Here is a 23,857-nt window from a genome sequence, read left to right on the forward strand (position 1 = left end):
TACTCTTTTCAAATTCACTCTAGTTTTCAATATTTTAATACATTTGTTAAAAACATATTCTGAATGAATTTCGAACAGATCAATCTGCACCTTGATGCTTACAAGGAACATGACCAGATTATAGATGCCGCACAGTTTTTAATTCATTCTTTTGGATTAGAGCATGAAAATTTTGGAGGCTTTGGCTTCCGGGAAGAGCTTTCCCCGAATTCAATGCTGCTGACGGCAGAAGGAGAGTTGGGAAAACCTCAAAAAGTGATGATACCCAAAAATCTGTTTGATTTTGATCTGAGCCTCGTCCTGAATATGATTGCCCACGAAATGCTCCATGTACGCCAAAAGGCGCCGGGACAAGTTATTGAAGATAAGAATGAAAGAGAATTTCAGGCGTATTCTGAAATGCTTTTCCATAAAATTTTCCCTCAGATTCCTGAAGTCACAGATTTTCATAAAAAATTCTTCGGAAACAAAGCGCTGGAATATTACAGAAGAATGGGCGAAGGTTCTGCCTTACAGCAAAAATATGTGGAACAAAAAATAGAAATAGAACACTTAACAAACTCATTACCATGACGATAAAACCAGAAATATCCTGGACAGATTTTGAAAAAATAGATATGCGATGTGGAACCATAGTCTCTGTCAATGATTTTGAAAAAGCCAGAAATCCTTCTTATCAGCTGGAAATAGATTTTGGAGATCTGGGCATCAAAAAATCATCTGCACAGATCACTTCATTATACACCAAAGAAGAATTGGTGGGAAAACAAATTTTAGCAGTGGTGAATTTCCCTAAAAAACAGATCGCTAATTTTTTCAGTGAGTGCTTAGTCTTGGGCGTATATGGAGAAAATAAAAGTGATGTCACCCTTTTAACAGCTTCATTACCTGTGACTAATGGAATGCAAGTCGGATAATAAAAACAAACACACATGATACAAAATATTCCTTTAGAAAAAGTTTTATTCATTGATATTGAAACCGTTCCGCAGTCGGAATCATGGGAAGAGCTTCCCGAAACGGATCAAAAATTATGGGATAAAAAGACAAAATTCCAGCGAAAAGATGATATTTCTGCAGCAGAATTTTATGACCGCGCCGGCATAATGGCGGAATTCGGTAAAATCATCTGCATCACCATCGGAATGCTTGAAAAAAATGAAACATTGAAAATCAAAAGCTTTTCGGGGCATGATGAAAAAAAGATGCTTCAGGAATTCGGTGAAATTTTTAACAGTCCAAGACTTAGGGACATCATTCTCTGTGCTCATAATGGGAAGGAGTTTGACTTTCCATGGATTGCAAGGAGGTTTTTGATCAATGGAATGCAACCCCCCGTTCCTTTTCAAATGTTTGGAAAGAAGCCCTGGGAAATTCCTCATATTGATACGATGGAACTTTGGAAATTCGGGGATTATAAAAGCTTTGTTTCTCTGGAATTACTCGCCCATGTTTTCGGAATTCCCACTCCTAAAGATGATATAGACGGCTCAATGGTTTCATCAATCTACTACATAGAAAAAGACTTGCAGCGAATAGTTGACTATTGTGAAAAAGATGTCTTAACTTTGGCAAATGTTTTCCGGCGCATGCGTCAGGAAGATTTGTTGAAAAGGAATATCAATCTAGATTAAAAAATGAAATTTACAGACGATCAAATTGCTGATATCGGAGAAGAGATTATAAGTGTACTTAAAACCGTTTACGACCCGGAAATTCCCGTGGATATTTACGAACTCGGACTGATATACGATGTACAGATCTCCGATGAGGGTGATGTAAAAATTATCATGACGCTTACCACTCCAAACTGCCCTGTTGCTGAAACACTGCCTCAGGAAGTTAAGGATAAGGCTGCAGAAGTAGAGGGTGTAAAAAGCGTTGATTTAGAGCTTACTTTTGAACCTAGCTGGAATAAGGATATGATGAGTGAGGAAGCGAAGTTTGAACTGGGAATGCTTTAATTTCCGAATACCATACAAAAAGGCTGTCAAAAATGACAGCCTTTTTATTTTCACACCATCAAAACAGATGGATTATATTTCTTTTGCAATTTCTTTACCTTCCCTTCTGCTCCATTCACTCCAGGAACCTACATATAACTTAGGAATCTCAAATCCAGCATAATATAAGGCTAATATGGTATGACACGCCGTAACTCCTGATCCACAGTGAATGATCAAATCCTTAGAAGTATTTTCCAGCAATTTTGAGTATTTTTCTTTTAAAATTTCGGGTGACAAAAAGTTCCCGGCTTCATCAAGGTTTTCAGAAAAAGGAATATTAATAGCCCCTGGAATATGTCCTGCCACTAAATCAATGGGCTCAGATTCTCCTTTATAACGGTAAGCATCTCTTACGTCAATCACTGTTGAAGAACGTTTTTGAAGTTCACGTTCAACCTCTTCCAAGTTTGAGACAGGAAGAAGCCACTGATCTCTCTTAAGCAATGAAGTTTTCTCAAAATGTTCATTTCCGGATGAAAATTCCACTCCTGCTTTTTCTGCAGCCTGAATTCCACCATTTAAAACCTGAACATTCTCAATTCCAAAAGATTTCAGCATCCACCAGGCTCTTGCAGCTGCGTTACCTCCATTTTTATCATCATAAATAACGATATGAGAATTTTCAGAAATCCCAATATTTGAAAGTGTTTCTGCAAACTTTTGAATATCCGGGAGCGGGTGCCTTCCTCCAAAAGCAGCATCTTTTCCTATTTCTGCAAGATCTTTATCAAGGTCTATGAATTTTGCTCCCTTAATATAGTTTTGAAGGTAAGTTTGAGCAATATCTTTTCCAACTCTTGCATCAAGAATAACAAGATTTTCTTGATGAAAATTTTCTTTTAATTCGGAAACTGAAATAATTGGAGACATGGTATTCTGTTTTATGGTTTGGTCTATTTTTAAGGCGGGCTAAAGCCCGCCTCTATTGATGTTTATTGATTTAAAAATGAAAAATATCCTTAGCCCGATTATATGAGCTTTCGAAATTTAACAAATTCAGATTGTGATCTACTTTTTCTACGCTCATAAAGTTGATCACCTGTTCCGTAGGCATATTTCCTACCAAATCATCTTTAGCCATTGGACAGCCCCCAATTCCTTTAATAGCACTGTCAAATCTTCTGCACCCTTTATCATACGCTGCTTTTAATTTTGAATAAGAATCTTCATATCGGTTATGAAAATGTCCTCCAAAATGGATATCAGGATATTTCGAAGGGATCTTATCAAATAAAAGAGAGATTGTTTCCGGCGTCGCAACTCCTGTTGTATCAGACAATAAGATATTTTTAATTCCGATTTCTGAAAATCTTTGTGCCCAGTGATCTACTTCTTCCCATTTCCACATTTCTCCGTAAGGATTTCCAAATGCCATTGAGAAATAGATGTTCAGTTCTCTGTTTTCGCTTTGAGTGAGCTCAAGAATTCTAAGTACTTCATTAAAGGCTTCTTCCTGGTTTTTATTGGTATTTCTGTGCTGAAACGTTTCAGAAATAGAGAAAGGAAAACCCAGAATATCTACAGTCTGGTGTTTTAACGCTTTTTCAGCTCCTCTGTAATTTCCAATAATGGCAGAAATTTTTGTATTGGATAATGATTTATCAATATTTTCAGCAACCTCATCAGAATCGGCCATCTGAGGAATTGCTTTAGGAGAAACAAAACTCAGACTGTCTAAGACATCAAAACCAACTTCCATCAGAGAGTTGATATAGTCTATTTTTTTTTGAGTTGGGATAAATTCTCCCCAGCCCTGCATGGCATCTCTCGGGCATTCAGTTAGAAACATTGGCACATTTTGATTTTATCAAATATAATAAAACTAAACAATTTCTTGTCAGCGTTCTACAAAGCTAACATTATTTTGATTTTCAATGATTTATATATGATTTAAAATTTCGATACTTGATATTCATGCGCAAATAACCTGTTCTGAGCACCAAATTTGCTAACTTTGTTAAAATTTTTGATATCAAATGAGTACTATAGAATTCAACCCATTGTGGAAAGAAAAGCTACTGAACCGTTTTCTTAGCTATGTAAAAATATATTCAACCAGTGATGCTGAGAGCGAAGCTACTCCGTCTACTCCGCAACAGTGGGACATTGCGAAATACATTGTTGAAGAATTAAGGACAATTGGCTTAGAAAATGTTTCTATTGATGATAATGGTTATATTATGGGATATGTACCTTCTAATCTTGAAAATGACAACACACCAACGATTGGATTTATTTCTCATTATGACACTTCTCCTGATTTCAACGGAGAACATGTAAACCCTCAGATATGGGAAAATTACGATGGAAGTGATCTGGTTTTAAATCAAACAACAGGATTCACTTTATCGCCTTTAAAATTTGAAAGTTTAAAAAAATATATCGGTCAGACACTGATCACTACAGACGGGAATACGCTTCTTGGAGCTGATGATAAAGCCGGTTGTGCAGAGATTGTAACTGCAGCGGAATATCTGATCGCTCATCCGGAAATCAAGCACGGAAGAATCGCTATCGGTTTTACTCCTGACGAAGAAATCGGAAGAGGTGCTCATAAATTTGATGTTGCCAAATTCGGTGCTGAATGGGCCTATACCATGGATGGCGGAGAAGTTGGTGAATTGGAATATGAGAACTTTAACGCTGCAGGAGCTGTGGTAAAAATCCATGGACTAAGTGTACATCCCGGATATGCATTTGGAAAAATGATCAACGCAGGTCTTTTGGCTGCTGAGTTTGTACAGTCACTTCCTGCTAATGAAACACCTTCCACGACTAAAGGTTTTGACGGGTTTTATCATTTAATGGATATTACCGCTGACATTTCTGAGGCTAAACTTCAGTACATCATCCGTGATCATAATGAAGAAAAATTCGAGGCCAGAAAGAAGTTCATGGAGGAAAAAGTGGCTGAGTTTAATCAGAAACACGGTGCCGGAACCGCAGAAGTTGAGATTAAGGAACAATACCGCAATATGAAGCAGCAGTTTGAAGGTAAAATGCACATTGTAGACCTTGCTGCCAAAGCAATGAAAGAGGCCAATATTGAGCCTAAAATAAAAGCGATCAGAGGCGGAACAGATGGTGCCCAGTTATCTTATATGGGCCTTCCTTGTCCTAATATTTTTGCGGGCGGGCTTAACTTCCACGGACCTTATGAGTATGTAGCACTGGAAAGTATGGAAAAAGCTGTTGAAGTGATCATCAATATTGTAAAAGCCTAGTCATGAAAAAATTATTAGCTTTAGCCGGTATTCTTGTTTTCTCCATCAGCTATGCACAGGTATCTGAATTTCAGAAGGCGGATGTACGCTATGACAGAAAAATTAAGGCATTATATACAAAATACCCTAAGGCTAATGATGAAAGAACTAAGCGGGAGTGGCATCTTACGGAAGAAAGAATAGCAACGTACAGAAACGCTCTGGAAAAAATTGAGGAAGAACAAAAAAAGACAACAAAGGATACTTCGGTAATGCCCAAAATCTCTAAAGAAGCAGTATATGAAACGGGAATAGCCTCTTTCAGAAAGCTTTTTAATGAGACCCTTGCTCTTTCCCTTGCGAATTTCGCTTCGGAGCCCTATAAGGCAGTATTATCATTTGTCGTGGATTCCAAAGGCAATCTATACGGAGCTAAGGTTAATGGAAAAAATGAAGACATCAATCTCTTTATCCTTGCCGCGTTTTACCGTATTAAAGATCAGGGTAAATGGAAACCGGCAGAAAGCAATGGCAAGCCCGTACCTTCTGTTGTTAATTTCCCTGTTGACTTTAAACCTTAGAGACTACATTAATATATATCATAAACCCTGCTGCATCCTGTGGCAGGGTTTATTTTTTCAGATACACGCTGTTTTTGGTCAAACCTTATTTACCATTCATCAAATAAAATTTTAATTCGTTTGTCCGATGTGTTGTTTTGCATCAGATTTTAAAAATATCTTATGAAACAACGATTTTTAGCAGCAAGCTCTTTATTAGTATGTATTACCTGTTCTGTAGAGACCAGGGCACAGCAAACCCCAGCTTTCCATATCGGAATCAAGGCTGGCACCAACTTTACAAAGACAGATGCAGGATCTTCAGATCTCAAAGGGAAATATGGGCTTGGCTATCAGGCTGGCATCATGACAAGAGTTGATTTTGGGAGGATGTATGTGCAGGGAGAGGCTCTATTTAATAAAAGAAAAACGTCTTATGATTTCAAAGACGGAAATGCCGCAAAACTTCAATGGAATTCCATCGATATTCCTATTGTAGCGGGTTATAAATTCATTAATGCCAAAGATTTCAACGTTAGACTATTCGCCGGCGGTGTATACAGTTATACCTTCAAAGATAATCTGTCAAATTCACAGGCACTTCGGGAAGGTTTTAAAAAATTCGATAAGTCCAATATCGGAATTACAGGAGGGGTCGGAATGGATTATAAAAATTTCACGATGGATCTTAGATATGAAACAGGACTTTCCAGCATCAGTAAAGAATTTAAATCCAAACCCCACAGCATTTCACTTGGAATCGGATACTTTCTTTTTTAAAAACTTAAATTACCTTTACCCGTTAGAAACTGCATTTCTGTAGTTTCTAACTTTTTTATCATCAATTTAGCTCATCTATGGCAACTCCTTTTGTTCTAAAAAAACACACTCTTTTTATTATTTTCTGGCTTGTTTTCGGAATAACGATCTGGATACAAATCCAGGTAGATGCGGGAATGTATAATGCCTTTATTCAGACTTCTATGATTCTGATAAGCTCTTTTATTTTAGCTCATTTCCTAACTGACAGGCTGCTACCCAAAGCACTGGCGTCCAAGAAGATGAATCAATTCCTAATAGAAGCTATTATTGTAATTTTCTTATTGAGTTTTATCTTTTCTTTTGTATTTGCCTATATTAATGTTGATCCTAAAACTCCTTTACCTCCAAATTTTTCAGAGCATCTGGCCGTATTGTGGAAGGGGTTCTATTTATCTGTTCCGGCATCACTTCTTATTAACGGAACCGCCTGTGGATTTCGTTTTTACCAGGAGCACGGAAAAATAGAGCGGGACCATATTCTTCTACAGCAAGCGCATTTAGAAAACCAGCTGAAAATGTTGCAGGACCAGATTAACCCACATGTGGTATTCAATATCCTGAATCATATTCATATTTTAATGAAAACCAACACGGAACTGGCGTCTTTTCTTCTGCTTAAGTTTTCTGATATCCTGAGGTATCAATTGTATGACTGTAATCAAAGCCACGTCATCCTTAATAAAGAAATTCAATATCTGCAGGATCTGGTAGAAGTGGAAAAACTAAGATGGGGAAATGAACTGGATGTACGGGCAACCTGGGAAATTAGCAATAAAAAAGTGTATATAATGCCGCTTCTCCTGGTTCCTTTTATAGAGAATGCATTTAAATATGTGTGCCGTTTACCGGGACACAGGGGTTATATCACTATCTCTTGTAAAGAAGAAGATCATTGTCTTTCCTTTTATGTGGAAAATTCTTATTCCAGTATCACTTCTTATCAAAAGAAAGACAGTGCTCATGGAATAGGACTTCAGAACGTAAAAAAACGCCTTAATCTTCAATATCCGGATTCACATACGCTAAAGATTGAATCTGATGAAAATGTTTACAAAGTATCTTTAATTTTATTTTTATCTCAAGAAAATGACCAATAATAATCTTCCAAAAATGAAGTGTCTCATTATAGACGACGAACCGCTTGCAAGGTTTCACCTCAAAGAAATGGCCGGCCAGATCGACTTTCTAGAGGTTGTAGACACCTGTGCAACTGCTCTGGAAGCGAAGGCTAAAGTTCAGGAGCAACACATTGATCTTATTTTTCTGGATATCAATATGCCTTATCTGACCGGGCTGGAGTTTCTGGAGCAGCTGGAGAATCCTCCTTTATGTATTCTTGCTACGGCATATTCCGAGTATGCGTTGGATGGCTATAGGCTGCAAGTGGTAGATTATCTTCTGAAACCGATTGCTTTCAACCGGTTTTATCAGGCGGTGAATAAAGCACAGCAACAATTTATCCTGACTGAAAAAATAAAAAGGAACACCCTGCTGGATGATCCTTTTTTATATGTTCGGCAATCCGATACCTTTATCAAGGTGTCCTGGGTAGATATTTTATTTATTGAAAGTATGCAGAATTATACCAAACTGCATTTTAAGGATAAATCTATCGTCATTCATCAAACGATGAAAGCAATTGAAGAATCTCTTTCGACGGAGCATTTTTTCAGAATTCATAAATCATTTTTAATTAATATCACGCACATTGATATGATTTCCGGAGGACGGTTATACATCAATAAAATTGAGCTTCCTATTTCCAGGACCCGCAAGGAGGAATTGCTGAATCAGGTGGTGTATAAGAAGCTCATCAGCAAATAAATTACGGAAGATTCCACCGCAGTGCTACTGCAACGTAAAATGTACTTGCAAACCGGGGATCTTCCATTTTCTTGGCTTTGAAAATACTTTTTATCTTGCGGTCGTTTTCATTAAAACTTCTCAGCAGTGCGGTTCCACCGGTGACCCTAAGGCTTAGTGATTCACTGAGCTTCAGTTCTGGTCTTAATCCCACCGTAATCTGCTGGTATCCCAATAAAGTAGATTTTCCGCCTTTATTTCTTTCCACTGTCATCCCGTTTAAGCCTACCGCTGCTTTTAAAGCAAATTTGTCTGAGAACTGATATCCTGCTTCCATTCCTTCAGGAAAATTAATATTAAATTTAATTTTACTTCCCGTTTTCCAGTCAAAATAGATCCATGGCATAATCATGGGAACCCCAAATGCTGTTGTCAGGACAGGGCCACCTCCGAGCGCAAGATTAGGACTGAAATGCTTTATAAAAAGGATACCACCCTGTCCCAGAACATCGTTAAAATCTATGTTTTCCATATCGGTATATACTCCAACGGAGGCTGTCATCATCATACTCCATTTTTCTCCCAACGGCCTCATATGCTGAAGACCCACTTGCGCATTAAGCATCTGATTGGGAAACAGCTGGGTTTCATAATTTCTGTGGGACATTTTAGCATAAGAACTATTGAGCAGTAAAGACCACGCTTTTACTTTACCTGCTTCATTTTTCTTCACTGACAATGGAATGCTGAGACTTAAGTCAACTCTTTTAAAATCGCTTTTAGAATCTGTCTTTACACTGTCTTCGGGACGTATATAACTTGAATGGGGAATATATTCCGTTTTCAGTTCTCCGGAAATTCCGGATTGGGCATCTAACCTGCTGCCTGCTGCTCCCAGTAAGCAAAAAGCGGCCAAAAGGCTTCTCTTCATGTTGTAAAAATTTTCACAAAGAGAGGTCTTTAGTATTTTTTTACAAAAATTACTTGATTAAGTGCCGGAATGCTATGATGAGAAGGAATAGTGGCAGGATAACATCATCCTCAGATTTTATTATTGATGTTATATATTGACAATAGTAGCTCCTTATCTATACAATTATTTTTTTGTTTTTAAATGAACGGTACGCAAACCAGACTGCAATTAATGCAATCCCGGCACGTATAATAACCATCGGCATTATAGAATCTGCCTCCAGGAAACCAGCCAGCCCTGAAAGTAAAAAAGTAACCATAAGCTGCATAAATCCCATCACCGCCGCTGCAGTCCCACGCCCCTCTTTAAAAGGTGATAAAGCATGAGCTGATGTAATGGGAAACAAAACTCCTATCGCAAACAATGACAGGTACAGCATCATAATTTCCAGCACAACGGAAATATCTGAAGCTGCTATCAGAATGTGAAGACTGCATACCAACAGCAATACAATTGTAGCTGTCAGTAAAAGTTTTGTATCGCTTATTCTCTTTATTAATCTAGGAGTAAGATAGGCGGCTGTTATTAATGCCAGTGAATTGAAACCAAATATCAAGCTGAAAGTACCACTGGAAAACCCATGAATCTTCATAAATAAAAACGGCGCATTAGAAATATAAATGATCAAAGAGGCAAAGGCAATACTTCCTATCATCGTGCTGTTGATAAATTCTTTATTGGAAAGTATGATTTTCAGATGATGTTTTAGCCCTTTCTCCTCTTCTGTATGATCAGAAAGCTTCATTCTTGAATTGGTTTCGGGAACGTATTTGTATACCATTAACAAGGTTAAAAGACCCATTATACTCAAAAAAGCAAATGAACTGTTCCATCCCCAGAACTTGAGAAATACACTTCCCAGCAACGGAGCCACAATCGGAGCAATGCCGCTTATCTGCGACTGCTGTGAAAAAATAGTGACGGATTTTTGTTTGTCATAAAGATCGATCACAATAGCACGCCCAATGACAATCCCGGCACTTCCACCGAAGGCCTGCAGAAAACGCATAGCCCAAAGCATATAAATATTTTCTGTAAAAAATATCGCTGTAGCGCCCAGAATAAAAAGTAAAAGTCCGCAATACAGCATTGGCTTACGCCCTGTCTTATCTGACAAAGGGCCCCAAAGCAACTGTCCAAAAGCAAATCCTGCAAAAAAAACAGAAATTGAGATCTGGATATGCCCTATATCGGTCTGAAAAATCTGGGCCATACTTGGAAAAGCCGGCAGATAAAGGTCTATACTTAATGATTCCAGGGTGTTGAGTAGTGCCAGAATAAACACTACAATACTTAAATTTCTCATAAAACAAGGTATCCGCAAAAGCGGTTTTTCTGTCTGCAAAATTCCTTTAAAATGCAATACCTTTCAATATAATAAGTGAAGGAACACCAGCACAAACTGAGGATTATATTTTGTCCTCTCTTGAAATATCCTTTATTTTAAAATGAACACACAATCATTTTCTGAAGATTAGCCTTTTCCAATCTTAAAGCCATCAGGATTTTGACCGGTATGTTTTTTGAAAAAACGGGAGAAATAAGAAGCGTCACTGAATCCTAATTTAAAAGCAATTTCTTTAACGGTTAGAGCACCGAAACTAAGTTCTCTTTTTGCTTCAAGCAAAAGCCGTTGGGCGATCATCTTTTTCACTGTTGTTCCTCTTGAGAAACGGACAATATCGTTGAGGTGATGAGTGCTTACTTTTATCTGATCTGCATAGAAACGAGTCTCTTTCTGAATGGTATAATGTTCTTCAATTAAGCTTACCAACTTTTGGATGCGCTGCCTGTCATTGATTGAAGGATCCTGCAGATTGATCTGCTCCGTACTAATGATACAAAATGCTCTGAGGTAAGTTTTTAATAAATCGATCCTTGATCCACCAGTATATTCCTGTTCCATAAGCGAGATAATAGTATTGCAGGTTTCTGCACTTTGAGAATCTAAAGAAAAGGGACACGTTCCCCCGGCAAGAATTGTTTCGATATCACAAGCTTCTTTAAATATCTCCCGGCTTATGGCCAGTACATATCCTTTTTCGCCTCTGAGTTTCATATTAAACACTTGTCCTGGTGCAATGATACAGATCTGATTATTTTTGAGGGTATGATGTTCAAAATCCAGTTCTAAACTGCTGTTTTCCCTGACATGACTGAACCAAATGATCTCAAAGAAATTATGCCTATGAACATCATTAAAATTTTCCGGATGTCCAGTATCAAGTGTCATCAGCTGAAACTGTTCAGAGGTGAGGTGATGGACAGGGATATTTTTTTCTGATGGATTCATCGGCCAGTTTTTTAGGGGTAAACAAAAACCTCAGCAAAGAGATACTGGGATGTCTGCTGATTAGCTGTTTTATTGTTTTTTATAAATGTAGAAAATTTATTTTCTTTATGAAAAGAACCGCTACAATATTGTGGCGGTTCTTTTTTATTAATGGATTGTCTAGTCCTGAAATATCGATACACAAAAAAAGAATGGTTATGGAAGAATTAATACATTTTTCATTTAATTCATCACTAAGAAATTTAGATAAATAATAATTACGAAATGTCTTTATAAATTCTCATATATGGTACTCTATTTTTTCTTTCTAAAAAATTTTATAACTGACTTTACAATATAATATATGGATAATATTGCCAATACAATCAAAAATAAATCCATATTTCTTTTTTCTCCTAATGGAAAATATTTTAAAAATAAAATAATCAGTTCTGCGAACAATAATCCAGCTATACCAAATAACGACATAAATAATTATTTTAAATTTATTTTTCACAGCCTTCAATATTGATTCAATCCCCTAAATAAAAGAGAAGCAATCTTAAAAGATCATTTCTCTTTTTTATAATCTTCTAAAAATAATTTTCCCAAAAGAAGCCAGAGGCAGGAATAGAATCTATCTTAGATTTTATTTTAGAATTATTGTTAATCCATTTTCGTAATTTACTATCATTATTTAAAGAATCATTTATAGGAATACTTGAATAAAGTCTATTATTATGTACATCGTTACTCAGATATACAACTAAATAATTTTTGGATATATTTTTTTTTGCATCAGAATAGGATAAATCCCCTATGTCACAAACCGACTTATACTTGTCCCCATTTAAATTAAATGTATAGATGTAATCACAACCTGTTCCTCTACCATAACCTTTAATTTCTTTAATTTTACCTGTAGTATAAAGTCCATTTTGTTTATAGGAGTTCTTAAATTCTTTTAAAAACAAATGATCGTAGAAAAACATTCCTATAATAAAAATAATAAGGATTATAATATAATCCTTTTTTAGAGAATTTTTCATCATTTTTGTTTCTTTTGAATTTCTGTTGCATTTGCTGCTGCTGCACCATACATCCCAGTACTTATAAGAAAGTTATTTACTCCAACTACTGTTTTGTCTGATCCCTTAGCCCCCGCTGCCGTAGCTCCATTTAATTTTCCTAGTCCCTTACTCCCTAATGCAATGCCTATATTTGAAGCCGCTTCTTGAGCAGACATTCCTCCGCCATTAAAAACTGTTCTAAATGCAGGTTCTCCAGATCTAAGCTTTTTAACTGAAAGTTCACTAACTCCGCCTAAAACTTCTCCTGTCCCATATGCACCAAAAGTATCTCCTGCAACACTCATTATATGGAAGTATTCTATATTTTGGGTTACTTCACCGTCTAAACCTGTAATATAACTGCTGGAACCTAAATGATCCGGATGGAACCAATAGATTTCCTTTTCTTTATCTCCTGTATAATTATTCACACAGTTTCCGTTATACCCTGCATTCTGTCCGTAATTTGGCGGTGGTGTGATATTGTACTGCTGCATTACCGTCAGACCGCTCTGTGTAGCTGTCTGCAGAATGGCATTCGATACATTCACAGGATTGATTGGTGGTGTGCCTCCTGCAAATGGAATAATCAGCCAATTACAATCGAAGGTTCCTATATTAAGGCATGTCTTCTTTTTATTTATGACTCTCTGGTAGCATGAATATACTTTTTTGAGAACATTTTTTAATGTAAAAAAGCCACCGCAATTGCGATGGCTTTGATTTATTATAGCTCAAAGTCATATAATTTTTGTGTAGCGGGATAGTTTTTTACTATATAAAGTGCTTTATTACTAAAACTATTTAAAATAACTTCCATTACTTCGATATAATGATCAATAGAACTATATGAAAGTCCAGCTGTAAATATTATTAATTTATCTTTCATTTTCAATAAATAATAAGTAAATACTAAAAAATTTTCTATTGCCTCTTTAGAATCTAAATTTGGATCTGAAAAACCTACAATATCTTCTATTTCCGATTTTAGTTTTAATTTTTCTTTATTCTTAATTTTATCATAGTCTGAAAAAATCTTCATTGACTTTTTTATAGGAAAATTTACCGCTACTATATCCTTCCTTTCAAGAAGTTGTTGATAATTGTCATCTACATACATCACTGATATTTTCATCTTTACATTTTTTATTTTGTATGAAAGTCTTTTATTTTAATATTATATGTTTTCAAATCAACATTACGTGTAAAGTTGCCACTCAGAATCCGTTTTATGTATTTAACATCTCCTGTTTCGAGTGCATATCTAATAGCAGCATTCATGCTATGGTTTCCTTCTGTCAAAACTATTTTTCCATCTTTAGTAACAAAACCAGCACCTTGTTTATTAAATTTCCCGGTCTTCATTTCCTGATAATAAGCTTCAATTATTGCTTTCCCATTTTTTTTATCTAATCCTAACTGTCCACTATAAATATTCGCTTTTTGTGCAAAAGTTGCAATTTTACTTTCCATAGAAAGATTTTTTGTAGTACTATTAAAAAGCTTAATGGATTTGAAAGCATTAGCATTCCCCAAAAACATTGTAGACAAATCAATACCACTTGCTAATAGCTCAGCATTTTTCTCGCCTACGCCCGCTTTCTTTGCTACATATTTTGTACCCTGATGCAATGCTGTTTGAGTAGACTCACCCGTCCATAATTGTGTTGCTCCTGCTACTGTGTTATCGATACCGTTTATTAACACTGCGTAACCAACAACCGCCCCAACTCCTGTTTCTGCAGTAACAACACCTCCAACACCTCCAATAACTGCTTCTGCAGCACCACCTACCATTTGAACTCCTCCCCAAGTTCTTGTCCAGAATTTAGATTGTTTTCCATTTGGATCGTAATATACGATAGGACTCTGGTAACAATAAATATAAGGATTTAAGTTACCGGAGTTGTACACTCCACCATTATGCTGTCCATCAATATAATGCTCTGGGTTATAGAAAGGATTGAAGTCCGCTAGTGGATCAACATTCAACCAAAGAGAAACTCTTGGATTATAATATCTCGCTCCATAATAGTAATACCCTGTTTCTGCATCAAGTTCCTTGCCATTAAACTTATAGGGACTGTTATTACTTGCTTTGTTATGGTTTTCTACAAACACCTCACCACTTGGGAAGTATTCTATATTTTGGGTTACCTCTCCGTCTAAACCTGTGATATAGCTGCTAGAGCCTAAATGATCCGGATGGAACCAATAGATTTCCTTTTCTTTATCTCCTGTATAATTATTGACACAGTTTCCATTATAACCTGCATTCTGTCCATAATTTGGCGGTGGTGTGATATTGTACTGCTGCATTACTGTCAGGTTGCTTTGGGTCGCTGCCTGTAAAATAGTATTCGATACATTCACAGGATTGATAGGTGGTGTGCTTCCTCCAAACGGAATAATCAGCCAATTACAATCAAACATTCCTATATTAGGACTTGTCCCATTTTTAGTTACAATTCTTTGGCTTCCTGCATAGTAATGCTTGGTATAGCGCGGTATTGAAATTGCTCCAGTACTCTCAAATAAGAGGCTTAGCGTTATTAACCCATTCGGATAGATCGTCGCAGAGTGCGATGTCTGTACAGCCTGTGGCGAAGAATTCGTTTGTTCCCCTGCCGTCCTAAATAATACTCCGGAAGATAATACATCTTTAATAATTCTTTCTCCTCCTGCATCATAGGTATAGATGGCTGCACCATCAACTTCCGGTGTAGAAGGGTTGGTATCTACAAAACGAAGACGGTTTTCCTCATCCCACTGATACACTGTTTTATTTTCGGTAACGGTACAGGTCTCCTGCGCAATAGAAGTAGGATTTCCTTTAGCATCATATTGATAATGCTGGAACTTCACGCCCGGATCAGCCGGATTACAACAGGTGGATGACGGCACTAAATTAGGTTCATCTACAATGGTAGTTGGTGCGTGTGGATGTGCCGGGTTTTCATATTTATAGTTCAGTCTGTATGATGTTGGTTCCATGGCTGTCCAGTTGTTGTTGGTCGCTCCGGTAGTCCATTCGTGCTTCTGAGTTTTACTCATGACATTGTGCATATTATCATAAGACATGGCAACGGTATAGCGGTGACGCTCTTCCTGAGCCTGCGTATTGATCCCTCTCCAGTTTCCTGAAGCAGAAGTCAGACGGTAAAGGTCATCATATCCAAAGGCATAATTGGTTCCGCCGCCTAAAAGGCCATTGACAACAGGAGCATTGTTATGAACCTGCATTACATTAGACAACACATCATACTGATACACATTCTCCATGAAAGATCTGCTGGCATTCTTAGCATACATCTTCAACAGCCTTCTGCGGTTGGTCTCGTACTCGTATGTTGTTTCTGTACCATTTCCATTTTTAAGGTAAACTCTTTGTTCAAATTTATCATACCCTATAAGATTGATCATCGGATAAGAATTTCCATCTTTTACAGAGGCAACATTATTCAGATTACCACCCTTATCGTATTTGTACGTTAATTTTTCTCCATCAGGATAAGTAATTGTCTTTACACGGTTCCAGGTGTCATATTCCCATTGCGTCCCGAACCAGTATACTCCCGCTCCCGGAACTGCCACTGAACGTCTCTGGTAAGTAAGCTCACCCAGCCTTCCGTATTTCAGGTACTGTGTTCCTGTAGCATCGGTTTGATACCATAATCTTCCTACTGCGTTGTTATCCATTGCTGAAGCATCCAATGCATTTCCGTAGTAATATTTTACGTTGTTTTCAGGATATAAAGGATACTTAACTTCCTTCAATCTTGAATAATCATAGTTATATTCTACCGTTTCATTAGCCGCATTGGTTTTGGAAGTCATATTACTTGCCGGGTCATATTTGTAAGTAGTAACTCCACTGTCCGGATGCGTATAAGAAGTTCTTCTTCCCAAATCATCATAAACAGAAGTAGTAATATTATTGTTTACATCTTTTACCTGAAGGATTTCTCCAATAGCATCATGGGTAAACTGAGTTTTAATATCACCCGTATTGGATACCTCATGAACTGAAGTTATTCTTCCTTTACTATCGGTATAGGTTTTCTTAATACTTCCCAGTTCATCTTTGAAAATGGTTTCAAACATATTTCTTCCCTGAACATCTGTTCCAAAACCGTAAGTAACGGTTGAGAAAAGATTTTCTCCCGGAAGTTTTGTGTAAATGACTCTATCTAATACATCATACTGATTCGTTGTAGGTTCAATATTATCTACTGCTGCATTATACTGGGTATTAGAAGAACTCACATCTTCTATTGTCGGATAATATGTTTTTAAAGCTCTTCCGAAAGCGTCTTCTTCAACTTTACCTGCTACAATATATTTTAATCCCTGATTATGAATGTCTCCGGTTTTCTTCACCTGAATGGCTCCTCCGAAACCATCTGCAACGGTAATGGTATTGATGGTGCTATCCGTATATTCCGGATCATAATGTTTGGTCGTTGCAAAAGACTGTGCATTGGTCGCATTAAGCGGTGCATTGGTAATTGGGTTGTACTCAAATTTAATCGTCCACGGAATACTATTGAACAATTCATATGGTCTTGTAATTTCTGTAGTTCTTGCCTTCGCATCATACACATACTTCATAGGCTGCAGGTTCATATCTTCAGTATAGGTTGGTATTCCGAAACGGAAGTCATACTTGGTTTTACTGCTGTAACCAAAGGCATCCTGAACTTTTACCGGATACGTTTTTACATTATCATCATAAGTATACTGATGGAAAAATCTTTGATTCTGCACATTCGCAGGTCCTGTTGATTTTGTGATATTTCCATAAATGTCATACTCAAAATCGTACACCGAATAATTAACCCCTTGGTTAAGGATCGTCATTTTTGAAAGATTCCCCTCAGCAGTATAGTCTGCTTTTTTCTCTCTGGTAACCCCTTGCGCAGTATTTTTCACTGATGTAGGCATCACAATGTATAGAGATGGATTAAGTAATGTATAAGTAACTTTACTCGTTACGATTTCTGATGATCCTATATCTGGATCTCCTGCATCTTCTACTTCTACAGCATTCCCCCATTGGTCATAGGTTTTCATCTTCGTAATAGTGGTTTTCAAACCAGTCTCTCCTTCTGTAAACTGAGAGGCGGTATTATCTAACGCTACAAAACAAGCATAGTTTTCATATGTTTTTTCATCTTCTTTTTCTTTATATACAAATACATCGTTCGTACTTTGTATCTTTCTTAATGAATAGTTATTGACTTTAATAGTCCATGCCTTATTATTACCATCCATCAGTCTCTCAGTAAGCAATGCTCCTTTTAGGTAATAATTACTGTTATTAAACTTTTGAATTGTTTTTCGATAAATTACAGCTGAAGAAGCCCCTCCCTGCTTAGTATCAATCTGATTGATCGTTACATTTTCAAAGCCATAAAAAGTCCTTTCTCTTCGGCTGTGATAAGGGTTCTGATACTCTGCTGTAACTTTAGACACATCCGGACTGTATGCATTATCTCCTGTAAATCCATCATTGGTAATAATACTTTTTAATACATATTTACTTTGAGGCATATCATAAGTGTTTCCTACTCTTTCATAATCAACTTCCCATGATCCACCCATTGGTGTGGTTACTTTTTTAAGAAGGTTGGTGGTGCCTATAGTAGAATATTTTACTAATGCAGTATTATTAATAAAGTTTCCGTTACTGTCTACCTGTGATTTTACTAGATCCGGAAATCCATCTCCGTTCAAGTCTACAATCTGCTGCTGAACATTGCTGTCTCCTTCTCCAAAACTCGCACTTGGATTGATGGAAATTTTAAAAGAATTTCCTGTTGCTCCAATAGGGATAAGGATGGATGCCGTAACCCCCATATTCATATTGTACCCTCTGGAAACATCCTGCTGGATTGCTGAAGAAGCATTCCACGGTGTAGCAACAAATCTGTTCCCGGTATTCAGCTGTACACTCAGGTTTCCTCCGGAGTTGCTTACTAAATCTGCTAATCCATCATTATTGATGTCTACCAGTGATGTTTTCTGATCAGAAAGGGTTTCAGATTTTCCAGCCCCAAAAGATATACTTGCATTAAACATGCTAAGTCCTTTAGGTAAATTATCTGTTATCGTTCCTCCGATAGAAGCCCCTATTCCAAGGTTAGAAGAAGTAGTTTTTCCTTCTCTGAATTTACCATATGAAAGGGTTTCAGGAGCAGCATAAGAATATCCTAAGTTGAGCTGAACCTGTCCGTTCTCTGCAACTCTATCCAGCAAGCCATCTCCATTAATATCTATATAACTATAATTGGAATAATCTGAGCCATCGGACGTACCTGCAGAAAAATTGATACCTGCCTCGGCTGCCTGTTCTGCTTTTTCATTGCTTGATTTATTAGATTTACCCGACAATGGATAGTTTTGTCCCATTCCGAATCCGGAATTGTCGGGATGTTTCGTTTTATGTGGATTATCATTAGCTCCAGGGAGTGTACTGCCAGAAAGCATCCCCATCATATTGGTAAACTGAACCATGTTCCCGTTCAATACATCCGGATATCCATCTCCATTCATATCAAAATAATCCAATGTATTGATTGTTTCACCTGTAGATGTTGTTTTGTTCAATGAAAAAATGAAGGGTCCTCCCGAAGTTCCTGTATTATTATTCGTGGTTTTTGACTGTTTAACAGGTGCATTAAAAACTCCTGGGCTGCTTGCCGGAGTACTTTGTGAAAGAACCCCCATATCAGTCATTCCCATTCGCGAAGCAGAAACATCCTGCCCTTCCGCGTAAGTGGATTTACTGATGCCAATCAATCTCTGTACGTAATCAGGATTGGTTTGAGCATTAAAATCTTTTCCATTGTAAGCGTTCATCATGATAAACACTCTTTCATTTAAAGGAGTGGAATCATTCGGATCATTCGGAGGTACTAATTTGCTTTGGTCTATTGCCAGACTTCCATAATCTGTCAACTGACTTTGTAACTGACTGCAGGTAGTGGGTAAGGTTCCATATCCTCCATGATAGACAAACTGCCCCCAGTTTCTATACATTGTTCCAAATCTAGCATCATCTTTGGAAAGATCAGCGGTAGACCCTTCCTGATATATATTATCTTTGTCTCTCCCATAGACATTGATACCAAAAGTACTAAATACGTCAGGAGCAGAAGGATTTGACGCTGCAGACTCACGAACTTCTACCTGCATACCCGGGATAGGCCCATCCAATCCTTCATCAGAAGCAAGATCCGAGTAGCATTCTACATAATAATCCATGTAGGAACCCATATTCTGATAAATAGAAAGGTCTTGAATAGAGTTAGCACTTCCCGTCCAATTTATCGTGGTAATTGTCATATCAAAAAAGACCCCCTGCTGTCTTACACTTTTCCTTACCACATAGGTATACTTTCCTGCCGGCTTGCCCGTAAGCTTTGCATAAATGCCATAAGGACTGCCATAATTCCCCCAAAAGTAATAGCCCTTAAATGTTGAGGCTGTATTTGTTCTTAAATTGAAAAACTGAAAATCAGGGATGACAGGCAGTTCTATATCACTTCCATTATAATTCATGGTGAGTTTTAAATTATTAAATTTTAAATTCTCCCATTTTTCATTGACATCCGATTTTACCCGGAAATACAGAATATCTCCTTCGCCCAAAACTCCTGTATTAAAAACAACAGGTAGGTTTCCCGTATTAGCAGCCGCATATAGCTGGCTGGCTATCGTGGTTATGGTACCATTTGATTGTTTTCTTACAACATTAACCTGAATGTCTCTTACTGTTACCGGCTTAATGAATGTTCCCGTAATCGTCCCTGAATTTACTCCGACAGGAATTCCTGTTCCGGCCTTGCTGCTTACCAGGCTTACATTCTTATATTCGCCTAACGACGCATCTGATGAGTCTCTATACCATTGGGTGCCACCCGGATATGGATAGAATGCATCAATATAGGTATAACTAATGTTGATTGGCAGCTCTACCAAATCTCCAACACCATTATCTATTGAATTTACTCTAAAGTAAAGATAATCCCCCTGCTTCACCGCTACTGTCGGCTGGGAAAGTGTATAAGTACTATTTGCTCCATTAAGTGTTGTATACGGAACCAGAATAGCGGAAGTATTGGTTTGAGATTTATACTGCTGTATACTTATTTTCACTCCGTCCGGGCTGGATGATGGATTCTTTAATTTAATAAGCCCGCTTAAGTAAACTGTTCCGTCAAAAGGTGCTTTCCATGCCTTCACCACATCATGAAGCGGTGAGTTTTTATAATCTTCCATGATATCATTACAATCCACACTTGGAGTACTTACAGCAGCTCCTTTAACAATAGGATTTGGAGTAAGTGATACATCTGTCGTATATTTTAAAACTCCATTGTCTACCCTTCCAAAATATACCTGTCCGTTACTAACGATATCCTGTATGCCGTCACTATTGGCATCCGTAAAATAATTATAGGTAAAGTCTTTGGTTTTAGATGTTCCGGATGACGCTGATGCAGTAAACAAATCACCTGCTGTAGCCTGGAATCCAAAAGCATTCGTATAGTTTTTTGAATAAGAAAATGCCTTCGAGTTTTCAGGGGTTATTAAGCTGCCTCCAAAAGGACTGACATCCGGTCCTTTCTTTCTATACTTGAAAACTGTATCAGGTGAATTCCAGTCATTCTTTAAAATTTTATCCGGCAAGCCGTCTCCATCAATATCTGTCATAGAGAGCCCTCCTCCCCCTTGTCCCTCAGTATATTGATAGTCTCCACCGAGAGTAGCGCTTTTAATTAGGGGATTATTTGCTTTTGTATCTGCTGCCAGAGCAACTCCGAATGTAAGAGCTCCTCCTACCGTTGTATTTTCAGAATCCCCGTGTCCTAATAAAGATGAGCTGTTAATGCCCGCATCATTGGTAACGGCATCAATAGTTGTCTCAGGAGCATACTGGGAGGTTTCTATATTATTAAAATATTCTATCCTATTGGTATAGAAAATCTGATCATCAGCATCTTTTTCAGTAATAGTTTCTAAAAGAGATTTAGAAAAGGCTCCGGTTTTATACTTAAATTCATAGCTTCTCACTTTGGCTCCGTCATAGAGTACCTGAACATTTCCTAACCTTTTTGAAGTTACCTGTACAAACCCAAGTCGTGCATTTACCTGAACATCCTCTCTTTGAGCTGTATCATATCCAAAATTTACAGTATATTTTTTTAAAGAAGGACCTGAATCATTAAGCGTATATTCTATTTTAGCAGGATACATTTCTTTTCCACCGTTACCAAGAGCACTGGAAGAACTGTACACAGATCTATCATACTGATATTTTACATAGTTTCCATTGGTATCAACGGTTTTATATAATCCCCAATAACCAATGTTTCCATTAGCGTCTTTAAGTACGGCATTTTCATTTATTCCTGTTTCATCACCTCCAAAATAGGATCTTGTCCCATCTTTAGAAGCTACAATCCATACATAGTTTTTAGGATCCGCGCCTTTTCTTATTATTCTGTTATAGGCTCCTTCTATTCTCGGATAAAACTGTCTGTCTGCCTGTCTTCCTTTATCAAAACCCTCATTTCTATTGGGCAATGCAAATACACCAGCACTTACTTCAAATGTCAGTTGTTCACCTCCTAATGTGTATAGTTCGGTTTCCTTTCCACCATCATAGGTAGGTACGCCCCATCTTGTGTCGATGGTTATCGCGGGAACAGACATATCCCAGCCCAATCCCATCCAGCCGTTTCCTCCTTCACTGCTATAGCCTACATTCAAAGAAGGCTGCATCCCGGCTCTACCGGCGGGAAGTTTAATAGGAAAGCTGGTCGTCACACTTCCCATGCTGTTAGGAGATGGCGGTGCAATGCTTACAATTCCTTCGGATGGATTTGCTGCTTTGATATCTTTAATGGAATTTGGTGCATAACTTCCTGTTTCCGGAGATTCAGGAACTTTTAACACTCCATTGACCATATCGGTAAAGTGAGTGGTTTTTGATACCAACACATTTTGCTTCAGATTAACGCTGTCTTTGTCTAAAGCAATCCACTTTTTTTCTGTTCTGTCGAAGTAAAAAGTTTTGATATCCTGTTCAGTATATCCTGTCGGGATTTTACTTTTATCATATCCTAAAGATACTTTTGCAGGGGCTGAAAAATGCTCTCCATGAGAAAGGAAACGATATCCTGCATTTTCAGAGGTAACGTTGATCATTTCCGGGCTAATTGCGGGCATGTCAATATCTCTAAGAGCAGTAATTGAAAAATTTTCTGCACTTTTAAGTGTTCCTTTTGGAATATTTAACTCAGCTGAGCTTAGAGTCAGTTTTTCAGAATTACCGATACTTGCAACAAATTTTGAGACAGACAAAGCATTATATCCTGCTTCGGCAGTATTTTCAAACTTGTTTTTTTTATCAGCGATCCCTATTCGCAGATTTTTTACTTTATAGCTGTATCCCGAAAGATAAGGTATTGTAAAAATGATTGTGTTTTTTCCCTGCTGAACAGATTTTACAGCAATGGGTTCTGACTGATGGGTCCAGGTATTGTTCTTCTGAACATTCTTTCCTCCAACAGCCAGATCATCATTGATGACTTTACTGACTTCTTTATAACTGTCAACTCCATACAAATCATATTCTAATGTATATTGATAGACAGGATTTATTTTTTCATCAACCGAAATATTGAAAATATTATCATACACCTGATCAATCGGGTGTTCAGAATTTGTTCCTATGATTCCTTCTTTGATATCAGAAATGTAATATCTGACATTGTTTAACGACATTAGCTTAGGTCCTGCCGATTGATGGATGGGAGTTGAAACAAGAATTTTGTTATTTCCCGTTTCTTTATTCCCACCAAAACGGCTGCCCGAAATATCTTCGTTGGAAATATTGGAAGTATCCTGATTTTCTTTAGCAACACCATTATCTGCCACTTCTTTATGGGTCTTATTTTTTAAAGCATAATCAATTTTCATGATCGGCGCCACGTTTTCGTGCCTATTCAGATAGGATGAATTAGCATAGGCATGAACTTGAGACCAGCACGTGAAAAATATAATTGAATTAAGAAGTTTTGTGTGAGTTCTTAAGACGCTTAATAAAGATCTTTTCATTCGTTTATATGTGTTTTTTAC

General features: G+C 37.4%; 18 protein-coding genes. 9 read left to right on the forward strand and 9 right to left on the reverse strand.

What is annotated here, in order from left to right; translation table 11 throughout:
- Positions 1–63 precede the first annotated feature (63 nt).
- From IW15_RS01805 to IW15_RS01820, 4 genes are read left to right on the forward strand one after another with little or no spacing between them, the layout of a single operon-like run.
- Entirely contained in the window at positions 64–573 is a 510-nt protein-coding gene (locus IW15_RS01805) for a hypothetical protein (RefSeq protein WP_034708810.1), read from the forward strand.
- Entirely contained in the window at positions 570–917 is a 348-nt protein-coding gene (locus IW15_RS01810; RefSeq protein ID WP_034708811.1) for a tRNA-binding protein, read from the forward strand. The genes IW15_RS01805 and IW15_RS01810 overlap by 4 nt, the downstream gene beginning before the upstream one ends.
- A gap of 15 nt (positions 918–932) precedes the next feature.
- Positions 933–1,634, forward strand: coding sequence for a 3'-5' exonuclease (locus tag IW15_RS01815; RefSeq protein WP_034708812.1), 702 nt, complete (start codon positions 933–935; stop codon positions 1,632–1,634).
- A 3-nt stretch (positions 1,635–1,637) separates the two neighbouring features.
- Entirely contained in the window at positions 1,638–1,964 is a 327-nt protein-coding gene (locus IW15_RS01820) for an SUF system Fe-S cluster assembly protein (protein WP_034708813.1), read from the forward strand.
- 72 nt (positions 1,965–2,036) lie between these two features.
- Here IW15_RS01820 and IW15_RS01825 read toward each other — a convergent pair whose 3' ends face one another.
- Positions 2,037–2,876 carry a sulfurtransferase gene (locus IW15_RS01825; protein ID WP_034708816.1) on the reverse strand — a complete coding sequence of 280 codons (840 nt, stop codon included), beginning with the start codon at positions 2,874–2,876 and terminating at the stop codon, positions 2,037–2,039.
- A gap of 70 nt (positions 2,877–2,946) precedes the next feature.
- Positions 2,947–3,795: a hydroxymethylglutaryl-CoA lyase gene (locus tag IW15_RS01830; protein ID WP_034708817.1), complete on the reverse strand. Its 849-nt coding sequence runs from the start codon at positions 3,793–3,795 to the stop codon at positions 2,947–2,949.
- A gap of 187 nt (positions 3,796–3,982) precedes the next feature.
- Here IW15_RS01830 and pepT point away from each other — a divergent pair, with 187 nt between their 5' ends.
- The 5 genes from pepT (at position 3,983) to IW15_RS01855 (ending at position 8,415) form a co-directional block, all read left to right on the forward strand.
- Positions 3,983–5,230 (forward strand): peptidase T, encoded by a 1,248-nt coding sequence (pepT, locus tag IW15_RS01835; RefSeq protein WP_034708819.1) that lies wholly within the window; start codon positions 3,983–3,985, stop codon positions 5,228–5,230.
- Positions 5,231–5,232: 2 nt separating this feature from the next.
- Positions 5,233–5,790: an energy transducer TonB gene (locus tag IW15_RS01840; protein WP_034708821.1), complete on the forward strand. Its 558-nt coding sequence runs from the start codon at positions 5,233–5,235 to the stop codon at positions 5,788–5,790.
- 162 nt (positions 5,791–5,952) lie between these two features.
- Positions 5,953–6,549: a porin family protein gene (locus IW15_RS01845; RefSeq protein ID WP_034708823.1), complete on the forward strand. Its 597-nt coding sequence runs from the start codon at positions 5,953–5,955 to the stop codon at positions 6,547–6,549.
- A gap of 77 nt (positions 6,550–6,626) precedes the next feature.
- Positions 6,627–7,688, forward strand: coding sequence for a sensor histidine kinase (locus tag IW15_RS01850; protein WP_034708825.1), 1,062 nt, complete (start codon positions 6,627–6,629; stop codon positions 7,686–7,688).
- Positions 7,678–8,415: a LytR/AlgR family response regulator transcription factor gene (locus IW15_RS01855; RefSeq protein WP_034708827.1), complete on the forward strand. Its 738-nt coding sequence runs from the start codon at positions 7,678–7,680 to the stop codon at positions 8,413–8,415. The genes IW15_RS01850 and IW15_RS01855 overlap by 11 nt, the downstream gene beginning before the upstream one ends.
- A 1-nt stretch (position 8,416) precedes the next feature.
- On the opposite strand, the gene IW15_RS01860 is transcribed toward IW15_RS01855, so the two are convergent.
- From IW15_RS01860 to IW15_RS01890, 7 genes are all read right to left on the reverse strand, one after another.
- The gene (locus tag IW15_RS01860; protein WP_034708829.1) at positions 8,417–9,325 is read right to left on the reverse strand and encodes a DUF6268 family outer membrane beta-barrel protein; all 909 of its coding nucleotides are present in this window, start codon (positions 9,323–9,325) and stop codon (positions 8,417–8,419) included.
- 157 nt (positions 9,326–9,482) lie between these two features.
- Positions 9,483–10,673, reverse strand: coding sequence for a multidrug effflux MFS transporter (locus tag IW15_RS01865; protein ID WP_051881700.1), 1,191 nt, complete (start codon positions 10,671–10,673; stop codon positions 9,483–9,485).
- Positions 10,674–10,841: 168 nt separating this feature from the next.
- On the reverse strand, positions 10,842–11,660 hold the full coding sequence (locus IW15_RS21860) for a helix-turn-helix domain-containing protein (protein WP_051881702.1): 819 nt from the start codon (positions 11,658–11,660) through the stop codon (positions 10,842–10,844).
- Between the two features lie 572 nt (positions 11,661–12,232).
- Positions 12,233–12,691, reverse strand: coding sequence for a hypothetical protein (locus tag IW15_RS01875; RefSeq protein ID WP_034708831.1), 459 nt, complete (start codon positions 12,689–12,691; stop codon positions 12,233–12,235).
- Positions 12,688–13,260 (reverse strand): hypothetical protein, encoded by a 573-nt coding sequence (locus IW15_RS01880; RefSeq protein WP_034708833.1) that lies wholly within the window; start codon positions 13,258–13,260, stop codon positions 12,688–12,690. The genes IW15_RS01875 and IW15_RS01880 overlap by 4 nt, the downstream gene beginning before the upstream one ends.
- A 176-nt stretch (positions 13,261–13,436) precedes the next feature.
- Positions 13,437–13,844 carry a hypothetical protein gene (locus IW15_RS01885; protein ID WP_034708835.1) on the reverse strand — a complete coding sequence of 136 codons (408 nt, stop codon included), beginning with the start codon at positions 13,842–13,844 and terminating at the stop codon, positions 13,437–13,439.
- Positions 13,845–13,855: 11 nt separating this feature from the next.
- Positions 13,856–23,836, reverse strand: a complete 9,981-nt coding sequence (locus IW15_RS01890; RefSeq protein WP_084681350.1) for a SpvB/TcaC N-terminal domain-containing protein — start codon at positions 23,834–23,836, stop codon at positions 13,856–13,858.
- Between the last annotated feature and the right edge of the window lie 21 nt (positions 23,837–23,857).

Origin of the sequence: Chryseobacterium soli (assembly GCF_000737705.1) — a bacterium.
GTDB lineage: Bacteria > Bacteroidota > Bacteroidia > Flavobacteriales > Weeksellaceae > Chryseobacterium > Chryseobacterium soli.

Excerpts from the sequence above, each read along its gene's own strand:
- IW15_RS01845 (WP_034708823.1), top strand. The coding sequence starts at position 5,953 with ATGAAACAACGATTTTTAGCAGCAAGCTCTTTATTAGTATGTATTACC.
- IW15_RS01825 (WP_034708816.1), bottom strand. The coding sequence starts at position 2,876 with ATGTCTCCAATTATTTCAGTTTCCGAATTAAAAGAAAATTTTCATCAA.
- IW15_RS21860 (WP_051881702.1), bottom strand. The coding sequence starts at position 11,660 with ATGAATCCATCAGAAAAAAATATCCCTGTCCATCACCTCACCTCTGAA.
- IW15_RS01875 (WP_034708831.1), bottom strand. The coding sequence starts at position 12,691 with ATGATGAAAAATTCTCTAAAAAAGGATTATATTATAATCCTTATTATT.
- IW15_RS01820 (WP_034708813.1), top strand. The coding sequence starts at position 1,638 with ATGAAATTTACAGACGATCAAATTGCTGATATCGGAGAAGAGATTATA.
- IW15_RS01865 (WP_051881700.1), bottom strand. The coding sequence starts at position 10,673 with ATGAGAAATTTAAGTATTGTAGTGTTTATTCTGGCACTACTCAACACC.
- IW15_RS01840 (WP_034708821.1), top strand. The coding sequence starts at position 5,233 with ATGAAAAAATTATTAGCTTTAGCCGGTATTCTTGTTTTCTCCATCAGC.
- pepT (WP_034708819.1), top strand. The coding sequence starts at position 3,983 with ATGAGTACTATAGAATTCAACCCATTGTGGAAAGAAAAGCTACTGAAC.
- IW15_RS01805 (WP_034708810.1), top strand. The coding sequence starts at position 64 with ATGAATTTCGAACAGATCAATCTGCACCTTGATGCTTACAAGGAACAT.
- IW15_RS01850 (WP_034708825.1), top strand. The coding sequence starts at position 6,627 with ATGGCAACTCCTTTTGTTCTAAAAAAACACACTCTTTTTATTATTTTC.
- IW15_RS01815 (WP_034708812.1), top strand. The coding sequence starts at position 933 with ATGATACAAAATATTCCTTTAGAAAAAGTTTTATTCATTGATATTGAA.
- IW15_RS01890 (WP_084681350.1), bottom strand. The coding sequence starts at position 23,836 with ATGAAAAGATCTTTATTAAGCGTCTTAAGAACTCACACAAAACTTCTT.
- IW15_RS01855 (WP_034708827.1), top strand. The coding sequence starts at position 7,678 with ATGACCAATAATAATCTTCCAAAAATGAAGTGTCTCATTATAGACGAC.
- IW15_RS01860 (WP_034708829.1), bottom strand. The coding sequence starts at position 9,325 with ATGAAGAGAAGCCTTTTGGCCGCTTTTTGCTTACTGGGAGCAGCAGGC.
- IW15_RS01830 (WP_034708817.1), bottom strand. The coding sequence starts at position 3,795 with ATGTTTCTAACTGAATGCCCGAGAGATGCCATGCAGGGCTGGGGAGAA.
- IW15_RS01810 (WP_034708811.1), top strand. The coding sequence starts at position 570 with ATGACGATAAAACCAGAAATATCCTGGACAGATTTTGAAAAAATAGAT.
- IW15_RS01885 (WP_034708835.1), bottom strand. The coding sequence starts at position 13,844 with ATGAAAATATCAGTGATGTATGTAGATGACAATTATCAACAACTTCTT.